The following is a 20,488-nucleotide window of genomic DNA, read 5'->3' as shown; positions in this document are numbered from 1 at the left end:
CATGCCGTACACGCACCGCGCCGGTGACATCAGGGGCCGGTGACGCCGGGGACCGGTCGTCCGGGCGGGGGCGAGGTCAGGGGGCCGGCACCGGGACCTGATGGGAGTCACGGCGGATCAGGGCGGCGTAACGGCCGTCCCGGCCGAGCAGTTCCTCGTGCGTACCGCGCTCGGCGGCCCGGCCGTCCTCCAGGACGACGATCAGGTCCGCGTCGCGGACGGTGGACAGGCGGTGCGCGATGGTGAGCGTGGTCCGTCCGGCGGACAGGGCGTCGATGGCCTCCTGCACGGCCTGTTCCGTACGGGTGTCGAGCGCGCTGGTCGCCTCGTCGAGGATCAGCACCGGGGGGTCGCGCAGGATGGTGCGGGCGATGGCGAGACGCTGCTTCTCGCCGCCCGAGAAGCGGTAGCCGCGCTCACCGACCAGGGTGTCGTAGCCGTCGGGCAGGGAGGCGATGTGGTCGTGGATCTGCGCGGCGCGGGCCGCGGCCTCGATCTCCTCCTCGGTGGCGTCCGGCTTGGCGAAGCGGAGGTTGTCGGCGACCGAGGCGTGGAAGAGGTAGGTCTCCTGGGAGACGACGCCCACCGCTCGGGCGAGGGTGTCGAAGTCGAGATCGCGGACGTCGACCCCGTCGAGCGTGACCCGGCCGCCGGTGACGTCGTACAGCCGGGGCACGAGGTAGCTCAGGGTGGACTTGCCGGAGCCGGTGGAGCCGACGACCGCGAGGGTGCCGCCCGCGGGGACGGTGATGTCGATGCCGGTCAGCGTCGGGCCGTTCTTCTCGTCGTAGCTGAAGTCGACGTTCTCGAAGGCGATCTCGCCGCGGACCTTCTCCAGGCGGACCGGCTTCTCCGGTTCGGTGATGTCCACCGTGAGGTCCAGATACTCGAAGATGCGCTGGAAGAGGGCGAGGGAGGTCTGCATCTGCACGCCGGTGGAGAGCAGGCTGACGGCCGGGCGGAACAGCCCCTGCTGGAGCGTGACGAAGGCGACCAGCGTGCCGATGGAGACGGCGGCCGCACCGGACGCGAAGGTGAGTCCGGCCGCCCAGTAGATGACGGCGGGCATGGCGGCCATCACGATGCCGATCGTGGACATCCGCCAGCGGCCGGCCATGTTGGAGCGCACTTCGAGGTCGACCAGGCGCTCGGACTCCTCGGCGAAGCCCCGGGTGAGGGAGTCGGAGCGGCCCATGGTGCGGCCGAGGAGGATGCCGCTGACCGAGAGGGACTCGGTGACCGTGGCGGCCATCGCGGCCATCTGCTTCTGGCGCTGGGTGGTGATCCTCTTGCGCTCCCGGCCGACGCGGCGGCTGATCGCGACGAAGACCGGCAGCAGGAGCAGCGAGACGACGGTGAGCCGCCAGTCGAGGGCCAGCATGGCGACGACGGTCGCGATGACGGCCGTGAGGTTGGAGACCAGCGAGGTCGCGGTGGAGGTGACCGTCGCCTGCATGCCGCCGATGTCGTTGGCGATGCGGGACTGGACCTCGCCGGTGCGGGTGCGGGTGAAGAAGGCGAGCGGCATCCGCTGGAGCTGGGTGTAGACGGCGGTGCGCAGGTCGTGCATGACCCGCTGACCGACGGTGGTCGAGATCAGGGTCTGGAGCACGCCGAAGACGCTGGTCACCACGGCGGTGAGGATCATGCCGAGCGCCAGCAGGGTCAGCAGGCCCGTGCGGCCCTGCGGGATGGCGGTGTCCAGGATCTCGCGCAGCAGGAACGGGGAGGCGACCGACACCAGGGAGGAGGCCCCGACCAGCAGGCCGACGACGGCGAGGCGGCCGCGGTAGGGGTGGAAGAGGCGGAGGATGCGGCGCAGCTCGGCGGGCGGCTGGGCGGCGTCGGTCAGGGCGTCGGGTGGGGGCGTCCACGTGGGTGCGTCGGGTTTCATGGGCTCCTTCGTCGGGCGTGAGGCGCGGCCGGGCGGACCCGGCCGTCGCACAGGGAGAGCCTAGCTCATTGTTACCTATACTCACAATGAACTAGGTCCTGATATTGTTCCCGTATGGACGTCCCAGATTCCCCCGGTCCGCTCGGCTCCCCCGGTCCGCCCGACACCGACGGCATGCTCGCCGAGCAGTTGCTGCGGCTGACCCGTCGGCTGCACCGCATCCAGAGCCGCCAGCTGGAGCCGGTCGACATCACTCCTGCCCAGTTCCGGCTCCTGCGGACCGTCGCGCAGTACGACGCGGCCCCCCGGATGGCGGATCTCGCCCGTCGCCTGGACGTCGTTCCGCGCGCCGTGACGACGCTGGTCGACGCGCTGGAGGCGAGCGGCCGGGTGCGGCGGGCCCCGGATCCCGACAGCCGCCGAGTGGTCCGCATCGAGATCACGGACGAGGGACGCGCCACGCTGCGGTCCCTGCGCAGCGCGCGCCGGGCGGCCGCAGAGGAGATCCTGGCTCCACTGACCGCCGATCAGCGCGAGGTGCTCGGCGGTCTGCTGTCCGCTCTGGTCGACGGAATGCCGGAGCGCCGCTGCTGAGCACCGCGCCGAGGGGATGTCCGACATGCCGCTGCTGGAGCCCGACCCGGAAGCCCTGCGCCCCGGAACGGCACGGGAACCCGCCCCCGACCGGGTCACCGACCGCAGTGCGGGCGGCACCCCGGAGCCGCTGCGCGGCGAGCTGACCGCTCTGCTCGGCGCGGACAAGGTGCTCTGGAAGATCTCGGACCTCGTGCGGTACGCGTCCGACGCCAGCCCCTACCGCTTCCTTCCCCGGGTCGTGCTGGTCCCCGAAGACCTCGACGACGTCTCCGCGATCCTCTCGTACGCCCATGGCAAGGGCCGTGACGTGGTGTTCCGGGCCGCGGGCACCAGTCTCAACGGCCAGGCGCAGGGCGAGGACATCCTCGTCGACGTACGCCGCCACTGGACCGGCGTCGAGGTGCTGGACGACGGGGCGCGGGCGCGGATCCGGCCGGGGACGACGGTGATGCGGGCCAACGCCGCCCTCGCCCGCCACGGCCGGCTGCTGGGCCCCGACCCGGCCAGCGCCATCGCCTGCACCGTCGGCGGCGTCGTCGCCAACAACGCCTCGGGCATGACGGCGGGCACCACCCGCAACTCCTACCGGACGCTCGCCTCGCTCACCTTCGTGCTGCCGAGCGGCACCGTCGTCGACACGGCCGACCCGGCGGCCGACGAGGAGCTGGCCCGCGCCGAGCCGGAGCTGTGCGCGGGGCTGATGGAGCTGAAGGCGGAGATCGAGGCGGACGGGGAGCTGGCCGCCCGGATCCGCGCCAAGTACACGATCAAGAACACCAACGGCTATCGCCTGGACGCCTTCCTCGACGGGGCGACGCCGGCCGGGATCCTGCGGGGTCTGATGGTCGGCTCCGAGGGCACCTTCGGCTTCATCTCCGAGGTCGTCTTCGACACCCTGCCGCTGGACCGCCGGGTCTCCAGCGCCCTGCTGTTCTTCCCCTCCCTCACCGCCGCCGCGGCCGCCGTGCCCCGGTTCAACGAGGCGGGGGCCATCGCGGTGGAGCTGATGGACGGCAACACGCTGCGCGCCTCCGTCAGCGTGCCGGGCGTCCCGGCGGACTGGGCGGCGCTGCCCCGGGAGACGACGGCGCTGCTGGTGGAGTTCCGGGCGGCCGACGAGGCGGGCCAGGAGGCGTTCGAGCGGGCGGCCGACGCCGTCGTCGCCGGTCTCGACCTGGTCGCTCCGGCCGCGTCGGTCACCAACGCGTTCACCCGGGACGCCGGGACGATCGCCGGGTACTGGAAGGCCCGCAAGGCGTTCGTCACGGCGGTCGGCGGGTCCCGCCCCTCGGGCACCACCCTGATCACGGAGGACTTCGCGGTGCCGCCGGCCCGGCTGGCGGACGCCTGCGAGGCCCTGCTCGAGCTCCAGTCGCGCCACGGCTTCGACGCCGCCGTGGCCGGGCATGCCGCACACGGCAATCTGCACTTCCTGTTGGCGTTCGACGCGGCGAAGCCGGCCGACGTCGAGCGGTACGACGCGTTCATGCAGGAGTTCTGCGCGCTGGTCGTGGACCGCTTCGACGGGTCGCTCAAGGCGGAGCACGCCACCGGACGCAATATCGCGCCGTTCCTGGAGCGGGAGTGGGGGCCACGCGCCACCGAGCTGATGTGGCGGACGAAGCAGGTCATCGATCCGGCGGGGGTGCTCGCTCCGCGCATCGTCCTGGACCGGGATCCGCGAGCCCATCTGCGGGGCCTGAAGACCATTCCGAAGGTGGAGGCGGTCGCCGACCCGTGCATCGAGTGCGGCTTCTGCGAACCGACCTGCCCCAGCGAGGACCTGACGACCACTCCGCGCCAGCGGATCGTGCTGCGCCGGGAGATGATGCGCCAGGCCGACGGCTCGCCGGTCGAGGCCGGGCTCCTGGACGCCTACGGATACGACGCCGTGGACACCTGCGCCGGGGACTCCACCTGCAAGCTCGCCTGCCCGGTCGGCATCGACACCGGGGCGATGATGAAGGGCTTCCGGCACCGCAGGCACACCCCGCGCGAGGAGCGGATCGCCGCGCTCACCGCGAAGAACTTCCGGGCGGTGGAGGCCTCCGCGCGGCTCGCCGTGGGAGTGGCCGACGCGGTCGGGGAGCGGGTGGGCGACGGTCCGCTCCAGGCCGTCACGCGCCTGGTCCGCAAGGCCGTGCGCCCCGATCTCGTACCGGAGTGGCTGCCCCAGATCCCCGGTGCCGCGGCCCGGCGGCTGCCGCGCACCCCCCGGGTCGGGGCGAGCGCGGTCTACTACCCGGCCTGCGTCAACCGCATCTTCGCCGGGCCCGACGGCCGCCCCGGCCTCTCCCTGGCGGAGGCGGTGGTCGCCGTCTCCGGGCGGGCCGGAAAGCCGGTGTGGATCCCCGAGGACGTCGCGGGGACGTGCTGCGCGACGATCTGGCACTCCAAGGGATACGACGCGGGCAACAGGATCATGGCGAACCGCATCGTGGAGGCCGCCTGGGGCTGGACGGCGGGCGGGACGCTGCCGCTGGTCGTGGACGCCTCCTCGTGCACGCTCGGCATCGCCGACGAGGTGGTGCCTTACCTCAGCGAGGACAACCGGGCGCTGCACCGCGAACTGACCGTCGTGGACTCGCTGGTGTGGGCGGCCAACGAACTGCTGCCGAGGCTGACGGTGTTCCGCACCGCCGGTTCGGCCGTCGTGCATCCGACCTGCTCCATGGAACACCTGGGTGACGTCGGACAGTTGCGCGCGCTGGCCGAGGCCTGCGCCGATGAGGTCGTGGTCCCGGACGACGCGGGGTGCTGCGCCTTCGCGGGCGACCGGGGCATGCTGCACAAGGAGTTGACCGACTCGGCGACGGCCAAGGAGGCGGCCGAGGTCGCCCGCCGCCCCTACGACGCCTATCTGTCGGCGAACCGGATGTGCGAGATCGGTATGGAACGGGCCACCGGGCACCCTTACCACTCGGCGCTGATCGAGCTGGAACACGCCACCCGGCCTACCCTCCGCTGAGGACGGCCCGGGGGCGGTCCCGGGCCTCCTGACGCCGACCGGCGACACCCCGGCCGACGTGCACAACTGAGCGTTTCCAGGCCCCGATTGGTTGCACCAGTCGGGTCCTCGGCGCGCCGTGAGAAAAGTCCAAGGTTTACGGACAAGAGTCCAAATACTTCCCTTGCGCACCATCAGCCTCACCCTCCAGGGTCCTTACCGAGACCCGGTCCCCGCGCCCGTATCCGTACGGGGGGACCGGACGCTCTCGCGCACCGTCTGAACCCCCAACCCCACCTGGAGGCTCGATGAACGACGACGCCCGGCCCGCACCGGAACCGCAGGACATACCCCCGCACAGCGGCGCGGCCGACGAGGCCGCGCGGCAGGATCCCAGCCGCCGTTCGGTGCTGTGGACCACGGCGGGCGTGGCCGGGGCCGGACTCGGCCTCGGCGCTCTGGGCGGCGGAACCGCGTCGGCGGCCGGGGCAGCCGCCCCCTCCGCCGCGGAAGCGGTCGCCGCCGCTCCCGCCCGGCAGGGCCGCACGATGGCGGACGTCCGCTTCGAGGGGCGCTCCACCGTCCGGGTCGGGATCGTGGGCCTCGGCAACCGGGGCGGCAGCATGATCGACCTCTTCCTCGGCGTCCCGGGCGTCCAGGTGATGGCGGTCTGCGACCCGGTCCGCGACAAGGCGGAGAAGGCGGCGGCGAAGGTGACGGCCGCCGGCCAGCCCGCCCCCGCCGTCTACGCCAAGGACGAGAACGACTACGAGAACCTCTGCCGGCGCGGCGACATCGACTTCGTCTACGTGGCGACGCCCTGGGAGCTGCACTTCCCCATGGCTAAGGCGGCGATGCTGAACGGCAAACACGTCGGCGTGGAGTGTCCGATCGCGATGCGCCTGGAAGAGCTCTGGCAGCTCGTGGACCTCTCCGAGCGCACCCGGCGGCACTGCATGCAGCTGGAGAACTGTTGTTACGGCAAGAACGAGATGCGGGTGCTGCGCATGGCGCACGCGGGTCTCTTCGGCGATCTGCTGCACGGGGCGGGGGCCTACAACCACGATCTGCGCGGGCTGATGTTCGACCCGGACTACTACGAGGGCCCGTGGCGGCGGCTGTGGCACACCCGGCTGCGCGGTGACCTCTACCCCAACCACGGGTTCGGCCCCGTCGCCAACTACATGGACGTCAACCGCGGCGACCGCGCCGTGAGCATCACCAGCATCGGCACCCCCGCCCTCGGGCTCGCCGAGTACCGCAAGGAGCACATGCCGCCCGGCGACCCCAGCTGGAAGGAGTCGTACATCGGGGCCGACCGGACGATCAGCCTCGTGCAGACGGCCAAGGGCCGGGTGATCCGGCTGGAGCACGACGTGTCGACGCCGCACCCGTACTCGCGGATCAACAGCCTCGGCGGCACGCGGGGCGTGTTCGAGGACTATCCGGAGCGGATCTACCTCGAGCCGGAGCACACGGACGACCAGTGGGCGGACTTCTCGAAGTACGCCGAGTGGGACCACTGGCTGTGGAAGGAGCACGCGAACCCGCCGGGCGGCCACGGCGGCATGGACTACATGATGGTCTTCCGGCTGATGCAGTGCATGCGGCTCGGCCTGGTCCCCGACTTCGACGTGTACGACGCGGCGACCTGGACGGCTCCCGTGCCGCTGAGCCATCTCTCCATCAAGGCCAAGGGCGCGCCGCTGCCGATCCCGGACTTCACCCGGGGCGAGTGGAAGAAGGCCCGGTCCGGCATGGACTCCGAGAAGCCCGCGGAGTGACGCTCCCGGGGACCCGGCCCGATCGGCCCGGGTCCCCGCAGGGCGGCGGAGGGACGGAAAACCGGTTGCCGCGGAACGGGACGAACAGGGACTCTTGCACGTCACCCCGTTCTTCGAGGTCCGTCCGGATCTCCGTTTCACGAGCCCTGGGACGTCATGCAGATTCGCGACCTTCCCTATTCGGATCCCGGCGACCCCGATGTCCGTTCAGGCCCCCGTTTCCTGTTCTGGCTGGGGCGCAACCAGCTCGCGGGGCAGTTGAAGTCCCTCTCCTGGGGGCTGCTGCACCAACTGGGCATCGCCGGTCTCCCGGTCACCGTGGGGCTCGCCGTCCAGGCCGTCATCGACCGCTCCGGGGGCCGGCTCGCCCTGGCCGGCGGTCTCATCGTGGCCCTCGGCGTCCTGATCGCCGTCGGCGACACCATGCTCCACCGGACCGCCGTGACCAACTGGATCACCGCCGCCGCCCGGGTCCAGCAGCTGCTCGCCCGCAAGACCGCCGAGCTGGGCGCGGCCCTGACGCGGCGGGTGGCCGCCGGTGAGGTCGTCGCCGTCTCGACCGGCGACGTGGAGAAGATCGGCTGGTTCGTCGAGGCGCTCTCCCGCTTCGCGGCCGCCGCCACCGCCCTCGTGGCGATCTGCGTGGGCCTGGCCCTCTACCTGCCGTCCCTCGGCGTGATGGTGGCGCTCGCCATGCCGGTGCTCGCCCTGGCCGTGCTGCCGCTGCTGCCGCGCGCCACCCGCCGCGCCGACGAACAGCGCGAGAAGGCCGGAAAGGCCACCGAGCTGGCCTCGGACACGGTCGCCGGACTGCGCGTGCTGCGCGGCATCGGCGGCGAGGAGCTGTTCCTCGGCCGCTACCGCCGCGCCTCCCAGGAGGTCCGCCGGGCGGCCGTGCGCAGCGCCAGGATGTGGGCGCTGATCTCGGCGGTGCAGGTGCTGCTGCCGGGGATCCTGCTGATCTCCCTGGTCTGGTACGGGGCGACGCTCGCCCGGGACGGCCGCATCGACGTCGGCCAGCTCGTCACCGTCTACAGCGCGGCCACGCTGATGCTCTTCCCCTTGCGGCACTTCGAGGAGATCGCGATGGCCTACTCCTTCTCGCGGCCCTCCGCCCAGCGGGCGGTGCGGGTGCTGGCGCTGCACCGCACCTCGCGGGAGGCCACCGTCGAGGGGGTGACGCCCGCCGGCGATCTGTACGACCCGGCGACCGGTCTGATGGCCCCGCAGGGGCAGTTCACGGCCGTCGTCTGCGGCGACCCGGACGAGGCGGGCCGGCTGGCCGAACGGCTCGGCGGACACGCGCAGACCGGCGACGAGAACGACGGCTCCGCGGCCGGGAAGGCGTCGGCGGAGATCCCCTCGGTGCTGCTCGGCGCGGTCGCCCTGGACGAGATCCCGCTGGCCGCCGCGCGGGCCGCGGTGCTGGTCCAGGACAAGGACCCGGTGCTGCTGTCCGGCACGCTCCAGGAACTGCTGGACGTCCCGTCATCGGGTCGCACCACCGCCGAGGCGGCGTTGGAGGCGGCCCAGTGCGGTGATGTGCTGAGCGCCCTGGCGCAGGCGTCCCCCGACAACGACGGGGACCCGATGCGCACCAGGATCACCGAGCGCGGCCGGTCCCTGTCCGGCGGCCAGCGCCAGCGCCTCGCGCTGGCCCGGTCGCTGGTCACCGACCCGGAGGCGCTGGTGCTGGACGAGCCGACCTCCGCGGTCGACTCGCACACCGAGGCACGGGTCGCCGCCGGGATCGCGCGGCTGCGCCGGGGGCGTACGACGGTGGCGTTCGCCTCGTCGCCGCTGCTGCTGGACGCCGCCGACCGCGTGGTCCTCGTCCACGAGGGCACCGTGGTCGCCGTGGGGGTCCACCGCGAACTGCTGCGCACCGAACCGCGCTACCGGGCGGTCGTCACCCGGGAGACCGACGACGAGGCGACGGGCATCGCGTCCGTCCCCGCCATGAAGAGCATCCAGGAAGTCGAGGAGAGGGCATGATCGGCGTCGCACCCCCGGCGCAGGACCCGGCGGCCCCGGAGTCGGCGACCACGCTGCCCGTGGGCACGCCGACGACCGTGCGCGGTTACGTACGGAGTCTGCTGCGCCGGCACCGCAGGGCGTTCGTCGCCCTGATCACCGTCAACGCGGTGGCGGTGATCGCCTCGATCACCGGCCCGTATCTGCTGGGCGGCCTGGTGGAGGACCTGTCGAGCGGCGTCACCGATCTGCATCTGGAGCGCACCGCCGCGATCTTCGCGGTCGCGCTGGTCGTCCAGACCGTGTTCACCCGCTCCATGCGGCTGCGCGGCGCGATGCTGGGCGAGGAGATGCTCGCGGACCTGCGCGAGGACTTCCTCGTACGGTCCGTCGGGCTGCCGCCGGGGGTCCTGGAGCGGGCCGGGACGGGCGATCTGCTGTCCCGGATCACCACGGACATCGACCGGCTGGCGAACGCGATGCGGGAGGCGGTGCCGCAGCTGGCGATCGGCGTCGTGTGGGCCGGTCTACTGATCGGCGCGATGACGGTGACCGCTCCCCCGCTGGCGCTGGCCGTGCTGGTCGCGCTGCCGGTGCTGATCGTGGGCTGCCGCTGGTACTTCCGCCGGGCCCCGTCCGCGTACCGCTCCGAGGCCGCCGGTTACGCCGCCGTGGCCGCGATGCTCGCGGAGACCGTGGACGCCGGGCGGACCGTGGAGGCGCACCGTCTCGGCGGCCGCCGGGTGGCGCTGTCGGACCGGCGGATCAAGGAGTGGACGGCCTGGGAGCGGTACACGCTGTTCCTGCGCTCGGTGCTGTTCCCCGTCATCAACGCGACGTACGTGACGATCCTCGGCGCGGTCCTGCTGCTCGGCGGCTGGTTCGTGCTGGAGGGCTGGATCACGGTCGGGCAGCTGACGACGGGTGCGCTGCTGGCCCAGATGATGGTCGACCCGATCGGTCTGATCCTGCGCTGGTACGACGAGCTCCAGGTGGCCCAGGTGTCGCTGGCCCGGCTGGTCGGCGTCCGGGAGATCGAGCCGGACGCGGGCGACGCCGGGGTCGGTCCGGACGGCCGGGAGGTACGGGCGGACGACGTCCGCTTCGGGTACCGGGAGGGCGTCGACGTGCTGCACCGGGTGTCGCTCGACGTGGCCCCGGGCACACGGCTCGCCCTGGTCGGCCCCTCCGGCGCGGGCAAGTCGACGCTGGGCCGTCTGCTGGCGGGGATCTACGCACCGCGCACCGGTGAGGTGACGCTCGGCGGGGCGGAGCTGTCACGGATGACGGCCGAACGGGTCCGCGAGCATGTGGCCCTGGTCAACCAGGAGCACCATGTCTTCGTCGGTTCGCTCCGGGACAATCTGCTGCTGGCCCGCGACGGGGCCGGGGACGCGGAGTTGTGGGCGTCGCTGGCCGCGGTCGACGCGGACGGCTGGGCGAAGGCCCTGGAGGAGGGGCTGGACACCGAGGTGGGCTCCGGCGGGTTCGCGCTGACGCCGGCACAGGCCCAGCAGATCGCGCTGGCCCGTCTCGTGCTGGCCGATCCGCACACGCTGGTCCTGGACGAGGCGACCTCGCTGCTGGACCCCCGGGCCGCCCGGCATCTGGAGCGTTCGCTGGCCCGGGTCCTTCAGGGCCGTACGGTCGTGGCGATCGCGCACCGGCTGCACACCGCGCACGACGCGGATGTGATCGCGGTCGTGGAGGACGGCCGGATCAGCGAGCTGGGCAGCCATGACGAGCTGGTGGCGGCGGACGGCGCGTACGCGTCCCTGTGGCGGTCCTGGCACGGGTGAGCGAGCCGGACGGCCCGGGAATCACCGGGCCGTCCGGGTGCGGTCGGGCTGGAGGAGCTGGTCGACGGGCGCGTAGTCGTCGGTGAGAATCCGGGCGTCCCCGGTCCAGGAGGCGAGGGTGTCACCGGTGGCGATCCTCCAGCCGACCTCCCGGGCGTCCAGGGCGTCCTGGACCGCGCGGGCGTCGACCGGCCGGTCCGCGGCGACCACCACCAGGTTGCCGCCCACCGAGGACGCGGTGGGGTCCAGGCCGATGTCCGCGGGCTTCCCGAGGACGGCGACGTGCGGGAAGACCGAGGCGAGGGTGGCGACCTCGGCGCGGGCGAAGTCGAGCCGGCCGTGATCGATGAGGTTGGCGACGTACAGTCCGTCCGCGTCGAGCACCCGGCGTACGTCGCGCAGCGCCTGTGACGTCGTCAGGTGCCACGGCACGCTGACGCCGCCGAAGGCGTCGCCGACGACCAGGTCGCGGCTGTCGGCGTCCAGCCGCCGCAGGCCCAGTCTGCCGTCCTCCACGCGTACGTCGATACCGGTGGCGGTCGACGGCCCCAGGCCGAACCGGTCGCGGTCGATGCGCACGACGGTGCCGTCGATCTCGGAGACGAGGCTGCGGGTGCCGGGGCGTGCGGCCGCGAGGTAGCGGGGGAAGGTGAGGCCGCCGCCGCCGATGTGGTGGGCGGTGAGCGGCCGGCCCTCCGGGAAGGCGGTGTCGACCACCGACGCGATGGCGCGCACGTAGGCGAACTTCAGATGCGCCGGGTCCTCGAGGTCGACGTAGGAGTGGCTGAGGCCGTCCAGGACGAGCGTGCGGCCGCTGTCCCGCTCGGGGTCCGCGATCACCTGTGCGCAGTGGTACCGGGTCTCCGCGTCACAGCCGCCGGGGGCGAACGCGGTGGCGAGGGAGCCCGCGAGGACGGTGGCGAGCGCCACGGCCGTGGCGCGCCGCCATCGGCGGGCCCGCCGTCCGACCAGGGCCGCGCCGATCACCAGCAGGGTTCCGAGGCCGATCAGGATGGAGCTGACGGGCAGCCGCGAGACCAGGACGAAGCCGGTGAGCACGGTCCCGACGATGGCTCCGAAGGTGCCCACGCCCGAGAGCCGGCCGACGACCGTCCCGGTCTCGGCGAGGCTGGTCAGCCGCAGCTTCGTCACGAACGGGGTCACCGCGGACAGCAGTGCGCCGGGCACCAGCAGCGTCGCCGACGCGACCAGCAGGAGCAGCGCCGGCGACCACTGGGCGGAGGTGCGGAGCAGCAGCGGGGTGAGCGCGACGACCACGCCCGACACCCCGAGCGCCGGGGCGATGAGCCGGTGCGGGTCGATCTGGTCCGCGATGCGCCCGCCCAGCCAGGAGCCCAGCGCGATGGCGGTCAGCGCGATGCCGATCACCATGGTGCTGGTCTCCAGGGTGAGGCCGAGGTAGGGGGCCAGCAGCCGCAGGGCGACGATCTCGACGACCAGGACGGCGGCCGACGATCCGAACACGAGGACCGCCGCGGCCCGGGGGCCCAGCCCCCTGCCGTCGTCGCCGGGCGGGTCGTCCGCCACGGGAGAGTCGTCGGCCACGGGCGAGGAGGGCGAGGTGGTCACCGCAGCATCCTCGCACGCGTGCGGAGGCCGAACTCCCCTCGCGCCGAAGGGCGGAGGGAGCGGGCTCCCGGGCCCCGAGGTCCGTCGGCCGCGGCGGCCGCCGGTCGCTCCGCCGCCGGGAGCGGCCCCCCTTTCACCCCTGTCAGGAGGCGGATGGCGGGGTGTCCGGTTAAGGATGAGGGGTGAATCACCCGGTAGACGGGGCAGGCGAGCGCAGCACCACGCAAGCCCGAGAAGGGATGCAGACCGTGGCACCACCCAGGATTCTCGTCGTCGGAGCCGGCTTCGCGGGCGTCGAGTGCGTACGCCGTCTGGAGCGCAGGCTCGCTCCGGGAGAAGCCCGGATCACGCTCGTCACACCGTTCTCCTACCAGCTGTATCTGCCCCTGCTCCCCCAGGTGGCCTCGGGGGTGCTCACGCCGCAGTCCGTCGCGGTGTCCCTGCGCCGCAGCCGCCGTCACCGGACCCGGATCGTGCCGGGCGGGGCGATCGGCGTGGACACGCAGGCGAAGGTCTGTGTGATCCGGAAGATCACCGACGAGATCGTGAACGAGCCGTACGACTTCATCGTGCTGGCGGCGGGCAGCGTGACGCGGACCTTCGACATCCCCGGGCTGCTGGACAACGCCCGGGGGATGAAGACGCTGGCCGAGGCCGCGTACGTACGGGACCACGTCATCGCCCAGCTGGATCTGGCGGATGCCAGTCACGACGAGGCCGAGCGGGCCTCCCGGCTCCAGTTCGTGGTGGTCGGCGGCGGTTACGCGGGCACCGAGACGGCCGCCTGTCTCCAGCGCCTGACGACCAACGCGGTCAGGCACTATCCGCGGCTGGACGCGCGGCTGATCAAGTGGCATCTGATCGACATCGCTCCCAAGCTGATGCCGGAGCTGGGCGACAAGCTGGGGCAGGCCGCTCTGGAGGTGCTCCGCAAGCGGAACATCGAGGTGTCGCTCGGGGTGTCGATCGCCAAGGCGGGGCCGGAGGAGGTCACGTTCACCGACGGCCGGGTGCTGCCCTGCCGGACCCTGATCTGGACCGCCGGGGTGGCCGCCAGCCCGCTGATCGCCACCCTCGGCGCGGAGACGGTACGCGGCCGGCTCGCGGTGACCCCGCAGCTGGTGCTGCCGGGCGCGGACGGGGTGTTCTCGCTCGGCGACGCGGCCGCGGTGCCCGACCTGGCGAAGGGCGACGGCGCGGTCTGCCCGCCCACCGCGCAGCACGCGATGCGCCAGGGCCGGGTACTGGCGGACAACCTGATCGCCTCGCTGCGCCATCAGCCGCTCCAGGACTACGTGCACCGGGATCTGGGGCTCGTCGTGGATCTCGGCGGCAAGGACGCGGTGTCCAAGCCGCTGGGCATCGAGCTGCGCGGCATGCCCGCGCAGGCGGTGGCGCGCGGCTACCACTGGTCGGCGCTGCGGACGAACGTCGCCAAGACCCGGGTGATGACGAACTGGATGCTGAACGCGGTCGCCGGTGACGACTTCGTACGGACGGGATTCCAGTCCCGCAAGCCGGCGACGCTGCGGGACTTCGAGTACACGGACGTCTATCTGACGCCCGAGCAGATCAGGGAGCACACGGCGGCGGCGGTCATCGAGCACTGAGCCGCCGCGTACCCTGCGAGCGCGCCCCGGGTCCGCGGGGCGCGCTCACGGCTGCGAGGACAGGACCCTCTCCACGGTGTCCGCCTCCTGCGCCGTCTTGTCCTCCCGGTAGCGCAGGACGCGGGCGAACCGGAGCGTGACCCCGGCGGGATAGCGGGTGGAGCGCTGGAGTCCGTCGTAGGCGATCTCCACGACGAGTTCCGGGCGTACGGTGACGACGTGGCCGTCGTCGTCGGTCGCCAGCTGCCCCAGCCGCTCGGTCTGCCACTCCAGCAGGGCGTCCGTGAGCCCCTTGAAGGTCTTGCCGAGCATCGCGAAGGTGCCGTCGGGCCGGCGTGCGCCCAGATGCAGGTTGGAGAGCTTGCCGGTGCGCCGGCCGCTGCCCCACTCGACGGCCAGCACCACCAGGTCCAGGGTGTGGACCGGCTTCACCTTCAGCCAGGACGCGCCCCGGCGTCCCGCGCTGTAGGCGGCGGCCAGGTCCTTGACGACGACGCCCTCGTGGCCGCGTTCCAGGGTGTCGGCGAGAAAGGCGTCGGCCGCCTCGCGGGCCTCGGGGTCCTCCGGTTCGGCGACGACCGTGCGCCGCACGCGCAGGCTCTCGGGGAGCAGCCGGGCCAGGGCCGCGTGGCGGTCGGTGAAGGGCAGGTCGAGCAGGTCCTGGTCGTCGACGAGGAGCGCGTCGAAGAAGACCGGGACGACGGGCACGTGCGCCGCCGCTCCGGCCACGTCCCGCCGGGAGCCCACCCGGGAGGCGGTCTCCTGGAACGGCCGGGGTCTGCCGTCCGGCCCCAGCGCGATCACCTCGCCGTCGAGGATGAGGCGGCCGGCCGGAAGAGCCGCGACGGCGGCGGTGAGCTCGGGCAGCCGGTCGGTGATGTCGTCGAGGGTCCGGGTGTAGGCACGGATCCGGTCGCCGTCCCGGTGGACCTGCACCCGGATCCCGTCGAGCTTCTCCTCGACGGCGCACGGGCCGAGCCGGTCGAGGGCCTCGCCGACCGAGGCGGCGCTCTGCGCGAGCATCGGCTGGACGGGCCGCCCGGCGGTGAGGCGGAAGGCGGCGAGCGCTTCGGGGCCGTCCGCGAGGAGGACCCGGGCGACCTCCTGGAGCGATCCGGCGAGCATCACGGCGCGCCGGACCCCGGCGGGCGGTGCTTCGGCGGCGCGGGCCAGCGCGTCGGCGGCGACGGCGTCCAGGGCCCCCTGGCGGACCTCACCGGTGAGCAGGGCCCGCAGGAAGTGCTGCTCGTCGGCGGTGGCGGCCGCGAAGAGCGCGCGCAGCCGTTCCCGGCGCAGGGCCTGGGATCCGGGGCCGGAGGTGGCGGCCAGCGCGGTCAGCTCGGCGTCGACGCCGGTGACGGTGAGGGTGGGCTCGGAGGCCGGTTCCACCGGGTCCCCCAGGCTCCGCCACCCGACGCCGATGCGGCCCTGGGGCAGTCGTCCGGCGAGGTACGGGATGGCGACGGGGACGTCCTCGGGCCCCGCGTCCCGGAAGAGGTCGGCCAGGAGCGCCACTTTCCGGGACCTGGCGGAGGTGGCGGCGACCTCCAGGGACACCCGGGCGAGCTCGGCGAGCAGCATGCTGCCATGGTGCTACGTGCCGGGGCGTACCGCCCGCCCGCGGGACGGACGGCCGCGCCCCGGGGGTGTCAGATGTAGTTGAGGGCGGCGGCCCCGCCGACTCCCCCGAGGACCATGAAGGCCGGCATCAGGACCTTCATCTCCACCCAGCTGCCGGCCCGGAAGCGCATGGGCTTCGGCGGGCCGATCGGGTACCAGCGCTTGCGGCCGATCGGGATGGGCCACAGGATCGGGCAGCCCGAGACGGTCAGCGCGTCGCCGATGTCGTGGACCAGAGCGCCGAGCACGATGGGCAGGCCGAGCCACATGTACTCCTGGCCGGGGGCGTCGAAGAGCCAGCCGGCCCCGTTGCCCGGCTGGTCCAGGACGCCGGCCAGAATCCAGGCGCTGGTGGCGCCGAGCAGCCAGACAAGGATGTCGCTGGAGACCCGGGCGGCCCGCCACAGCAGGCCCTCGACCGCGAGTACCAGGTGGACGAAGAGGATGGCGAGGACGGCCCAGCGTCCGCCGAAGATCGCCGCTGCGGAAGCGCCGCCGCCGATCAGGACGGCCCAGAGCCAGGTGTGGGTCAGTGTCCGGTGGCCGCCGGTGCGGCGGGGGTCGCCGGCGCTCCGGGTGGCCTTGTAGACGGCGAAGGAGAGCTTGTCGACGATCTCGCAGAGGGCTTTGGAGACGGGCCCGAAGGCGCGCGATATGGTCGCGGACTTGTGGTCGAGGTCAGGGGCGAGCGCGGCGCCCGCGCAGATGAGCGCTCCGACGACGAGGACGGGCCAGGGCATCGTGTGGCCCGCGGCGGTGGCCGCCGCTCCCACCCCCAGCCAGGCCGCTGCCCCTGACAGAGAGTGTGCCGGTCCCATCATGGTCGCTTCCGCCCCCAGTGGTTGGTGCGCCCATCACCGGTGCGGCGCGGGCTGGTTGAGTGCGCAGCGTATCGTCCATGATCTTCGCGCCGTCCGCCGGTTCCCTCATCCGGGCGCAAGACAGGCAAGATGGGGGCGTGACCCTCATCGACCAGCTGCCTAAGACCCCCGACCCGGACGCCCTCTTCGAGGCCTTCTCGTCATGGACCGAGACCCAGGGCATCACCCTTTATCCGGCTCAGGAGGAGGCGCTGATCGAGGTGGTCTCCGGGGCGAACGTGATCCTCTCCACCCCGACCGGCTCCGGGAAGAGCCTGGTGGCGGCGGCCGCGCACTTCACCGCGCTGGCCCAGGACAAGGTCACCTTCTACACGGCGCCGATCAAGGCGCTGGTGTCGGAGAAGTTCTTCGACCTGTGCAAGCTCTTCGGCACCGAGAACGTCGGCATGCTCACCGGTGACGCCTCGGTCAACGCGGACGCCCCGGTGATCTGCTGTACGGCCGAGGTGCTGGCCTCCATCGCGCTGCGCGACGGCAAGTACGCCGACATCGGCCAGGTCGTGATGGACGAGTTCCACTTCTACGCCGAGCCGGACCGGGGCTGGGCCTGGCAGATCCCGTTGCTGGAGCTGCCGCAGGCCCAGTTCGTGCTGATGTCGGCGACGCTCGGCGACGTCGCGATGTTCGAGAAGGACCTGACCCGTCGTACCGGCCGCCCGACCTCGGTGGTGCGCTCGGCGACCCGTCCGGTGCCGCTCAGCTACGAGTACCGCTTCACGCCGATCACCGAGACGCTCACCGAGCTGCTGGACACCCGGCAGTCGCCGGTCTACATCGTGCACTTCACGCAGGCGGCGGCCGTCGAGCGGGCGCAGTCGCTGATGAGCATCAACATGTGCACGAAGGAGGAGAAGGAGAGGATCGCCGACATGATCGGCGGTTTCCGCTTCACCACCAAGTTCGGCCAGAACCTCTCCCGCTACGTGCGCCACGGCATCGGGGTGCACCACGCGGGGATGCTGCCCAAGTACCGCCGTCTGGTGGAGAAGCTGGCCCAGGCGGGTCTGCTGAAGGTGATCTGCGGGACGGACACGCTCGGCGTCGGCGTCAACGTGCCCATCCGCACGGTGCTGTTCACGGCGCTCACCAAGTACGACGGCACCCGGGTGCGGACCCTGCGGGCGCGGGAGTTCCACCAGATCGCGGGCCGGGCCGGGCGGGCCGGGTTCGACACGGCCGGCTTCGTCGTGGCGCAGGCCCCCGAGCACGTCATCGAGAACGAGAAGGCCGTCAAGAAGGCGGGCGACGACCCGAAGAAGAAGCGCAAGGTGGTCCGCAAGAAGGCCCCCGAGGGCTTCGTCGCCTGGTCGGAGACCACCTTCGACAAGCTGATCACCTCGGATCCCGAGCCGCTGAACTCGCGCTTCCGGGTCACCCACACCATGCTGCTCGCGGTCATCGCCCGGCCGGGCAACGCGTTCGAGGCGATGCGCCATCTGCTGGAGGACAACCACGAGCCGCGCCGGGCGCAGCTGCGGCACATCCGGCGGGCCATCGCGATCTACCGCTCGCTGGTGGACGGCGGGGTGGTGGAGCGGTTGGAGACGCCGGACGCCGAGGGCCGGATCGTCCGTCTGACGGTCGACCTCCAGCAGGACTTCGCGCTGAACCAGCCTCTGTCGACGTTCGCGCTGGCCGCGTTCGACCTGCTGGACGCCGAATCCCCCTCGTACGCGCTGGACATGGTCTCGGTCGTCGAGTCGACGCTGGACGACCCGCGGCAGATCCTGGCCGCCCAGCAGAACAAGGCGCGCGGCGAGGCCGTGGGCCAGATGAAGGCGGACGGGGTCGAGTACGAGGAGCGCATGGAGCGGCTCCAGGACGTCACGTACCCGAAGCCGCTGAGCGAGCTGCTGTGGCACGGCTACGACGTGTACCGCACGAGCCACCCGTGGGTGAGCGACCACCCGGTGTCGCCGAAGTCGGTGATCCGCGACATGTTCGAGCGGGCCATGACCTTCACGGAGTTCACCTCGCACTACGAGCTGGCCCGGACCGAGGGCATCGTGCTGCGGTATCTGGCGAGCGCGTACAAGGCGCTGGAACACACGATCCCGGACGACCTGAAGTCGGAGGACCTCCAGGACCTGATCTCCTGGCTCGGCGAGATGGTGCGTCAGGTGGACTCCAGTCTGCTGGACGAGTGGGAGCAGCTGGCCAACCCCGAGGTGGAGACCGCCGAGCAGGCCCAGGAGCGGGCGGACGAGGTCAAGCCGGTCACCGCGAACACGCGCGCCTTCCGGGTGCTGGTGCGCAACGCGATGTTCCGCCGGGTGGAGCTGGCCGCGCTGGACCGGGTCCGCGACCTGGGCGAGCTGGACGGCGACTCGGGGTGGGACGAGGACGCGTGGGGCGAGGCGATGGACGCGTACTGGGACGCGCACGAGGACCTGGGCACCGGTCCGGACGCGCGCGGTCCCAAGCTGCTGAAGATCGAGGAGGACCCGGCGCACGGGCTGTGGCGGGTCTGGCAGGCGTTCGCCGACCCGGCGGGCGACCATGACTGGGGCATCAAGGCCGAGGTGGACCTCGCCGCGTCCGACGAGGAGGGCCGGGCGATCGTCCGGGTCACCGAGGTCGGTCAGCTGTGAGGAACCCTCGGGCGGGCAGGCGGACACCGGAGTGGAGAGGTACGGCATGACGAACCCGGCCGAGCGCCTGGTCGACCTTCTCGACCTGGAGCGGATCGAGGTCAACATCTTCCGGGGCCGCAGCCCGGAGGAGTCCCTGCAACGGGTCTTCGGCGGGCAGGTCGCGGGCCAGGCGCTGGTGGCGGCGGGCCGGACCACCGACGGGGAGCGGCCGGTGCACTCGCTGCACGCCTACTTCCTGCGGCCGGGGCGGCCCGGGGTGCCGATCGTGTACCAGGTGGAGCGGGTGCGGGACGGCCGGTCCTTCACCACCCGCCGGGTCACGGCCGTCCAGGAGGGCCGGACGATCTTCAATCTGACGGCGTCCTTCCACCGCCCCGAGGAGGCGGGCTTCGAGCACCAGCTGCCGCCGGCCCGGATCGTCCCGGACCCGGAGGAGCTACCGACGGTCGCCGAGGAGGTGCGCGAGCACCTGGGCGCGCTGCCGGAGGCGCTGGAGCGGATGGCCCGGCGCCAGCCCTTCGACATCCGGTACGTCGACCGGCTGCGCTGGACGCAGGACGAGATCGAGGACGCCGATCCGCGCAGCGCGGTGTGGATGCGGGCGGTGGGTCCGCTGGGCGACGACCCGCTGGTGCACACCTGCGCGCTGACGTACGCGAGCGACATGACGCTGCTGGACGCGGTCCGCATCCCGGTGGAGCCGCTGTGGGGCCCGCGCGGTTTCGACATGGCCTCCCTGGACCACGCGATGTGGTTCCACCGGCCGTTCCGGGCGGACGAGTGGTTCCTGTACGACCAGGAGTCGCCGATCGCCACGGGCGGCCGGGGTCTGGCGCGGGGCCGGATCTACGACCGCTCGGGGCAGCTGCTGGTGTCGGTGGTGCAGGAGGGACTGTTCCGCCGGCTGGAGCGGTAGGTCCGTCCCGGGTCATGTGCCGGGCAGCGGGTCCTGGTCGACCTCGTGGCGGCGGGTGCGGATGTCCGGGGGCGCGGGGTGCAGCTTGGCGTCGCAGGACGGTCCGAGGCCGGCCCGGCGCGAGCCGGTCCCGGTGAGGGGGCGGCCGCAGAGGCGGCAGCGGACGAGGCGGCGTCCTTCGGGCGTCCCGTCGGTCCCGTCACCGGGCAGCGGTTCGGGGAAGGTGTCGGGAGTGTCCACGCCCCGATCCTCCCAGACGCCGCCGGGCGGGGGCGAGGGGAC

General features: G+C 72.5%; 13 protein-coding genes. 8 read left to right on the top strand and 5 right to left on the bottom strand.

The window, feature by feature from the left end; translation table 11 throughout:
* Positions 1 to 76 precede the first annotated feature (76 nt).
* Complete coding sequence (locus ACH4UK_RS30755; protein ID WP_398361535.1) at positions 77 to 1,894, bottom strand: ABC transporter ATP-binding protein; 1,818 nt, start codon at positions 1,892 to 1,894, stop codon at positions 77 to 79.
* 114 nt (positions 1,895 to 2,008) lie between these two features.
* On the opposite strand from ACH4UK_RS30755, the gene ACH4UK_RS30750 reads away from it, so the two are divergent.
* The 5 genes from ACH4UK_RS30750 (at position 2,009) to ACH4UK_RS30730 (ending at position 10,995) form a co-directional block, all read left to right on the top strand.
* Positions 2,009 to 2,488 carry a MarR family winged helix-turn-helix transcriptional regulator gene (locus ACH4UK_RS30750; protein ID WP_398361533.1) on the top strand — a complete coding sequence of 160 codons (480 nt, stop codon included), beginning with the start codon at positions 2,009 to 2,011 and terminating at the stop codon, positions 2,486 to 2,488.
* A 25-nt stretch (positions 2,489 to 2,513) separates the two neighbouring features.
* Positions 2,514 to 5,459, top strand: a complete 2,946-nt coding sequence (locus ACH4UK_RS30745) for an FAD-binding and (Fe-S)-binding domain-containing protein (protein WP_398361531.1) — start codon at positions 2,514 to 2,516, stop codon at positions 5,457 to 5,459.
* Between the two features lie 287 nt (positions 5,460 to 5,746).
* A complete protein-coding gene (locus ACH4UK_RS30740; RefSeq protein WP_398361529.1) occupies positions 5,747 to 7,222 on the top strand; it encodes a Gfo/Idh/MocA family protein in 1,476 nt (491 codons plus the stop codon).
* 156 nt (positions 7,223 to 7,378) lie between these two features.
* A complete protein-coding gene (locus tag ACH4UK_RS30735) occupies positions 7,379 to 9,217 on the top strand; it encodes an ABC transporter transmembrane domain-containing protein (protein WP_398361527.1) in 1,839 nt (612 codons plus the stop codon).
* Positions 9,214 to 10,995, top strand: a complete 1,782-nt coding sequence (locus tag ACH4UK_RS30730; RefSeq protein ID WP_398361525.1) for an ABC transporter ATP-binding protein — start codon at positions 9,214 to 9,216, stop codon at positions 10,993 to 10,995. The genes ACH4UK_RS30735 and ACH4UK_RS30730 overlap by 4 nt, the downstream gene beginning before the upstream one ends.
* A 21-nt stretch (positions 10,996 to 11,016) precedes the next feature.
* Here ACH4UK_RS30730 and ACH4UK_RS30725 read toward each other — a convergent pair whose 3' ends face one another.
* Positions 11,017 to 12,585, bottom strand: coding sequence for a fused MFS/spermidine synthase (locus ACH4UK_RS30725; RefSeq protein WP_398361524.1), 1,569 nt, complete (start codon positions 12,583 to 12,585; stop codon positions 11,017 to 11,019).
* 248 nt (positions 12,586 to 12,833) lie between these two features.
* Here ACH4UK_RS30725 and ACH4UK_RS30720 point away from each other — a divergent pair, with 248 nt between their 5' ends.
* Positions 12,834 to 14,195, top strand: a complete 1,362-nt coding sequence (locus tag ACH4UK_RS30720; RefSeq protein ID WP_398361522.1) for an NAD(P)/FAD-dependent oxidoreductase — start codon at positions 12,834 to 12,836, stop codon at positions 14,193 to 14,195.
* A gap of 45 nt (positions 14,196 to 14,240) precedes the next feature.
* On the opposite strand, the gene ACH4UK_RS30715 is transcribed toward ACH4UK_RS30720, so the two are convergent.
* Both ACH4UK_RS30715 and ACH4UK_RS30710 read right to left on the bottom strand, forming a co-directional pair.
* Entirely contained in the window at positions 14,241 to 15,776 is a 1,536-nt protein-coding gene (locus tag ACH4UK_RS30715; RefSeq protein ID WP_398361521.1) for an ATP-dependent DNA ligase, read from the bottom strand.
* Between the two features lie 68 nt (positions 15,777 to 15,844).
* On the bottom strand, positions 15,845 to 16,636 hold the full coding sequence (locus ACH4UK_RS30710; protein WP_398361519.1) for a metal-dependent hydrolase: 792 nt from the start codon (positions 16,634 to 16,636) through the stop codon (positions 15,845 to 15,847).
* Between the two features lie 77 nt (positions 16,637 to 16,713).
* Between ACH4UK_RS30710 and ACH4UK_RS30705 the strand changes: the two genes are divergently transcribed.
* Both ACH4UK_RS30705 and ACH4UK_RS30700 read left to right on the top strand, forming a co-directional pair.
* The gene (locus ACH4UK_RS30705; RefSeq protein WP_398361518.1) at positions 16,714 to 19,287 is read left to right on the top strand and encodes a DEAD/DEAH box helicase; all 2,574 of its coding nucleotides are present in this window, start codon (positions 16,714 to 16,716) and stop codon (positions 19,285 to 19,287) included.
* A 46-nt stretch (positions 19,288 to 19,333) separates the two neighbouring features.
* Positions 19,334 to 20,206: an acyl-CoA thioesterase gene (locus tag ACH4UK_RS30700; protein ID WP_398361516.1), complete on the top strand. Its 873-nt coding sequence runs from the start codon at positions 19,334 to 19,336 to the stop codon at positions 20,204 to 20,206.
* A gap of 12 nt (positions 20,207 to 20,218) precedes the next feature.
* Here the strand turns inward: ACH4UK_RS30700 and ACH4UK_RS30695 are convergent, their stop codons facing one another.
* Positions 20,219 to 20,446, bottom strand: a complete 228-nt coding sequence (locus ACH4UK_RS30695; protein ID WP_398361514.1) for a DUF6011 domain-containing protein — start codon at positions 20,444 to 20,446, stop codon at positions 20,219 to 20,221.
* Positions 20,447 to 20,488 lie beyond the last annotated feature (42 nt).

Source organism: Streptomyces sp. NPDC020884 (assembly GCF_044333935.1).
In the GTDB taxonomy this organism is placed as follows: Bacteria; Actinomycetota; Actinomycetes; order Streptomycetales; family Streptomycetaceae; genus Streptomyces.
Note: the sequence above shows the minus strand (reverse complement) of the source record. Positions and strands in the feature narration are given on the sequence as shown.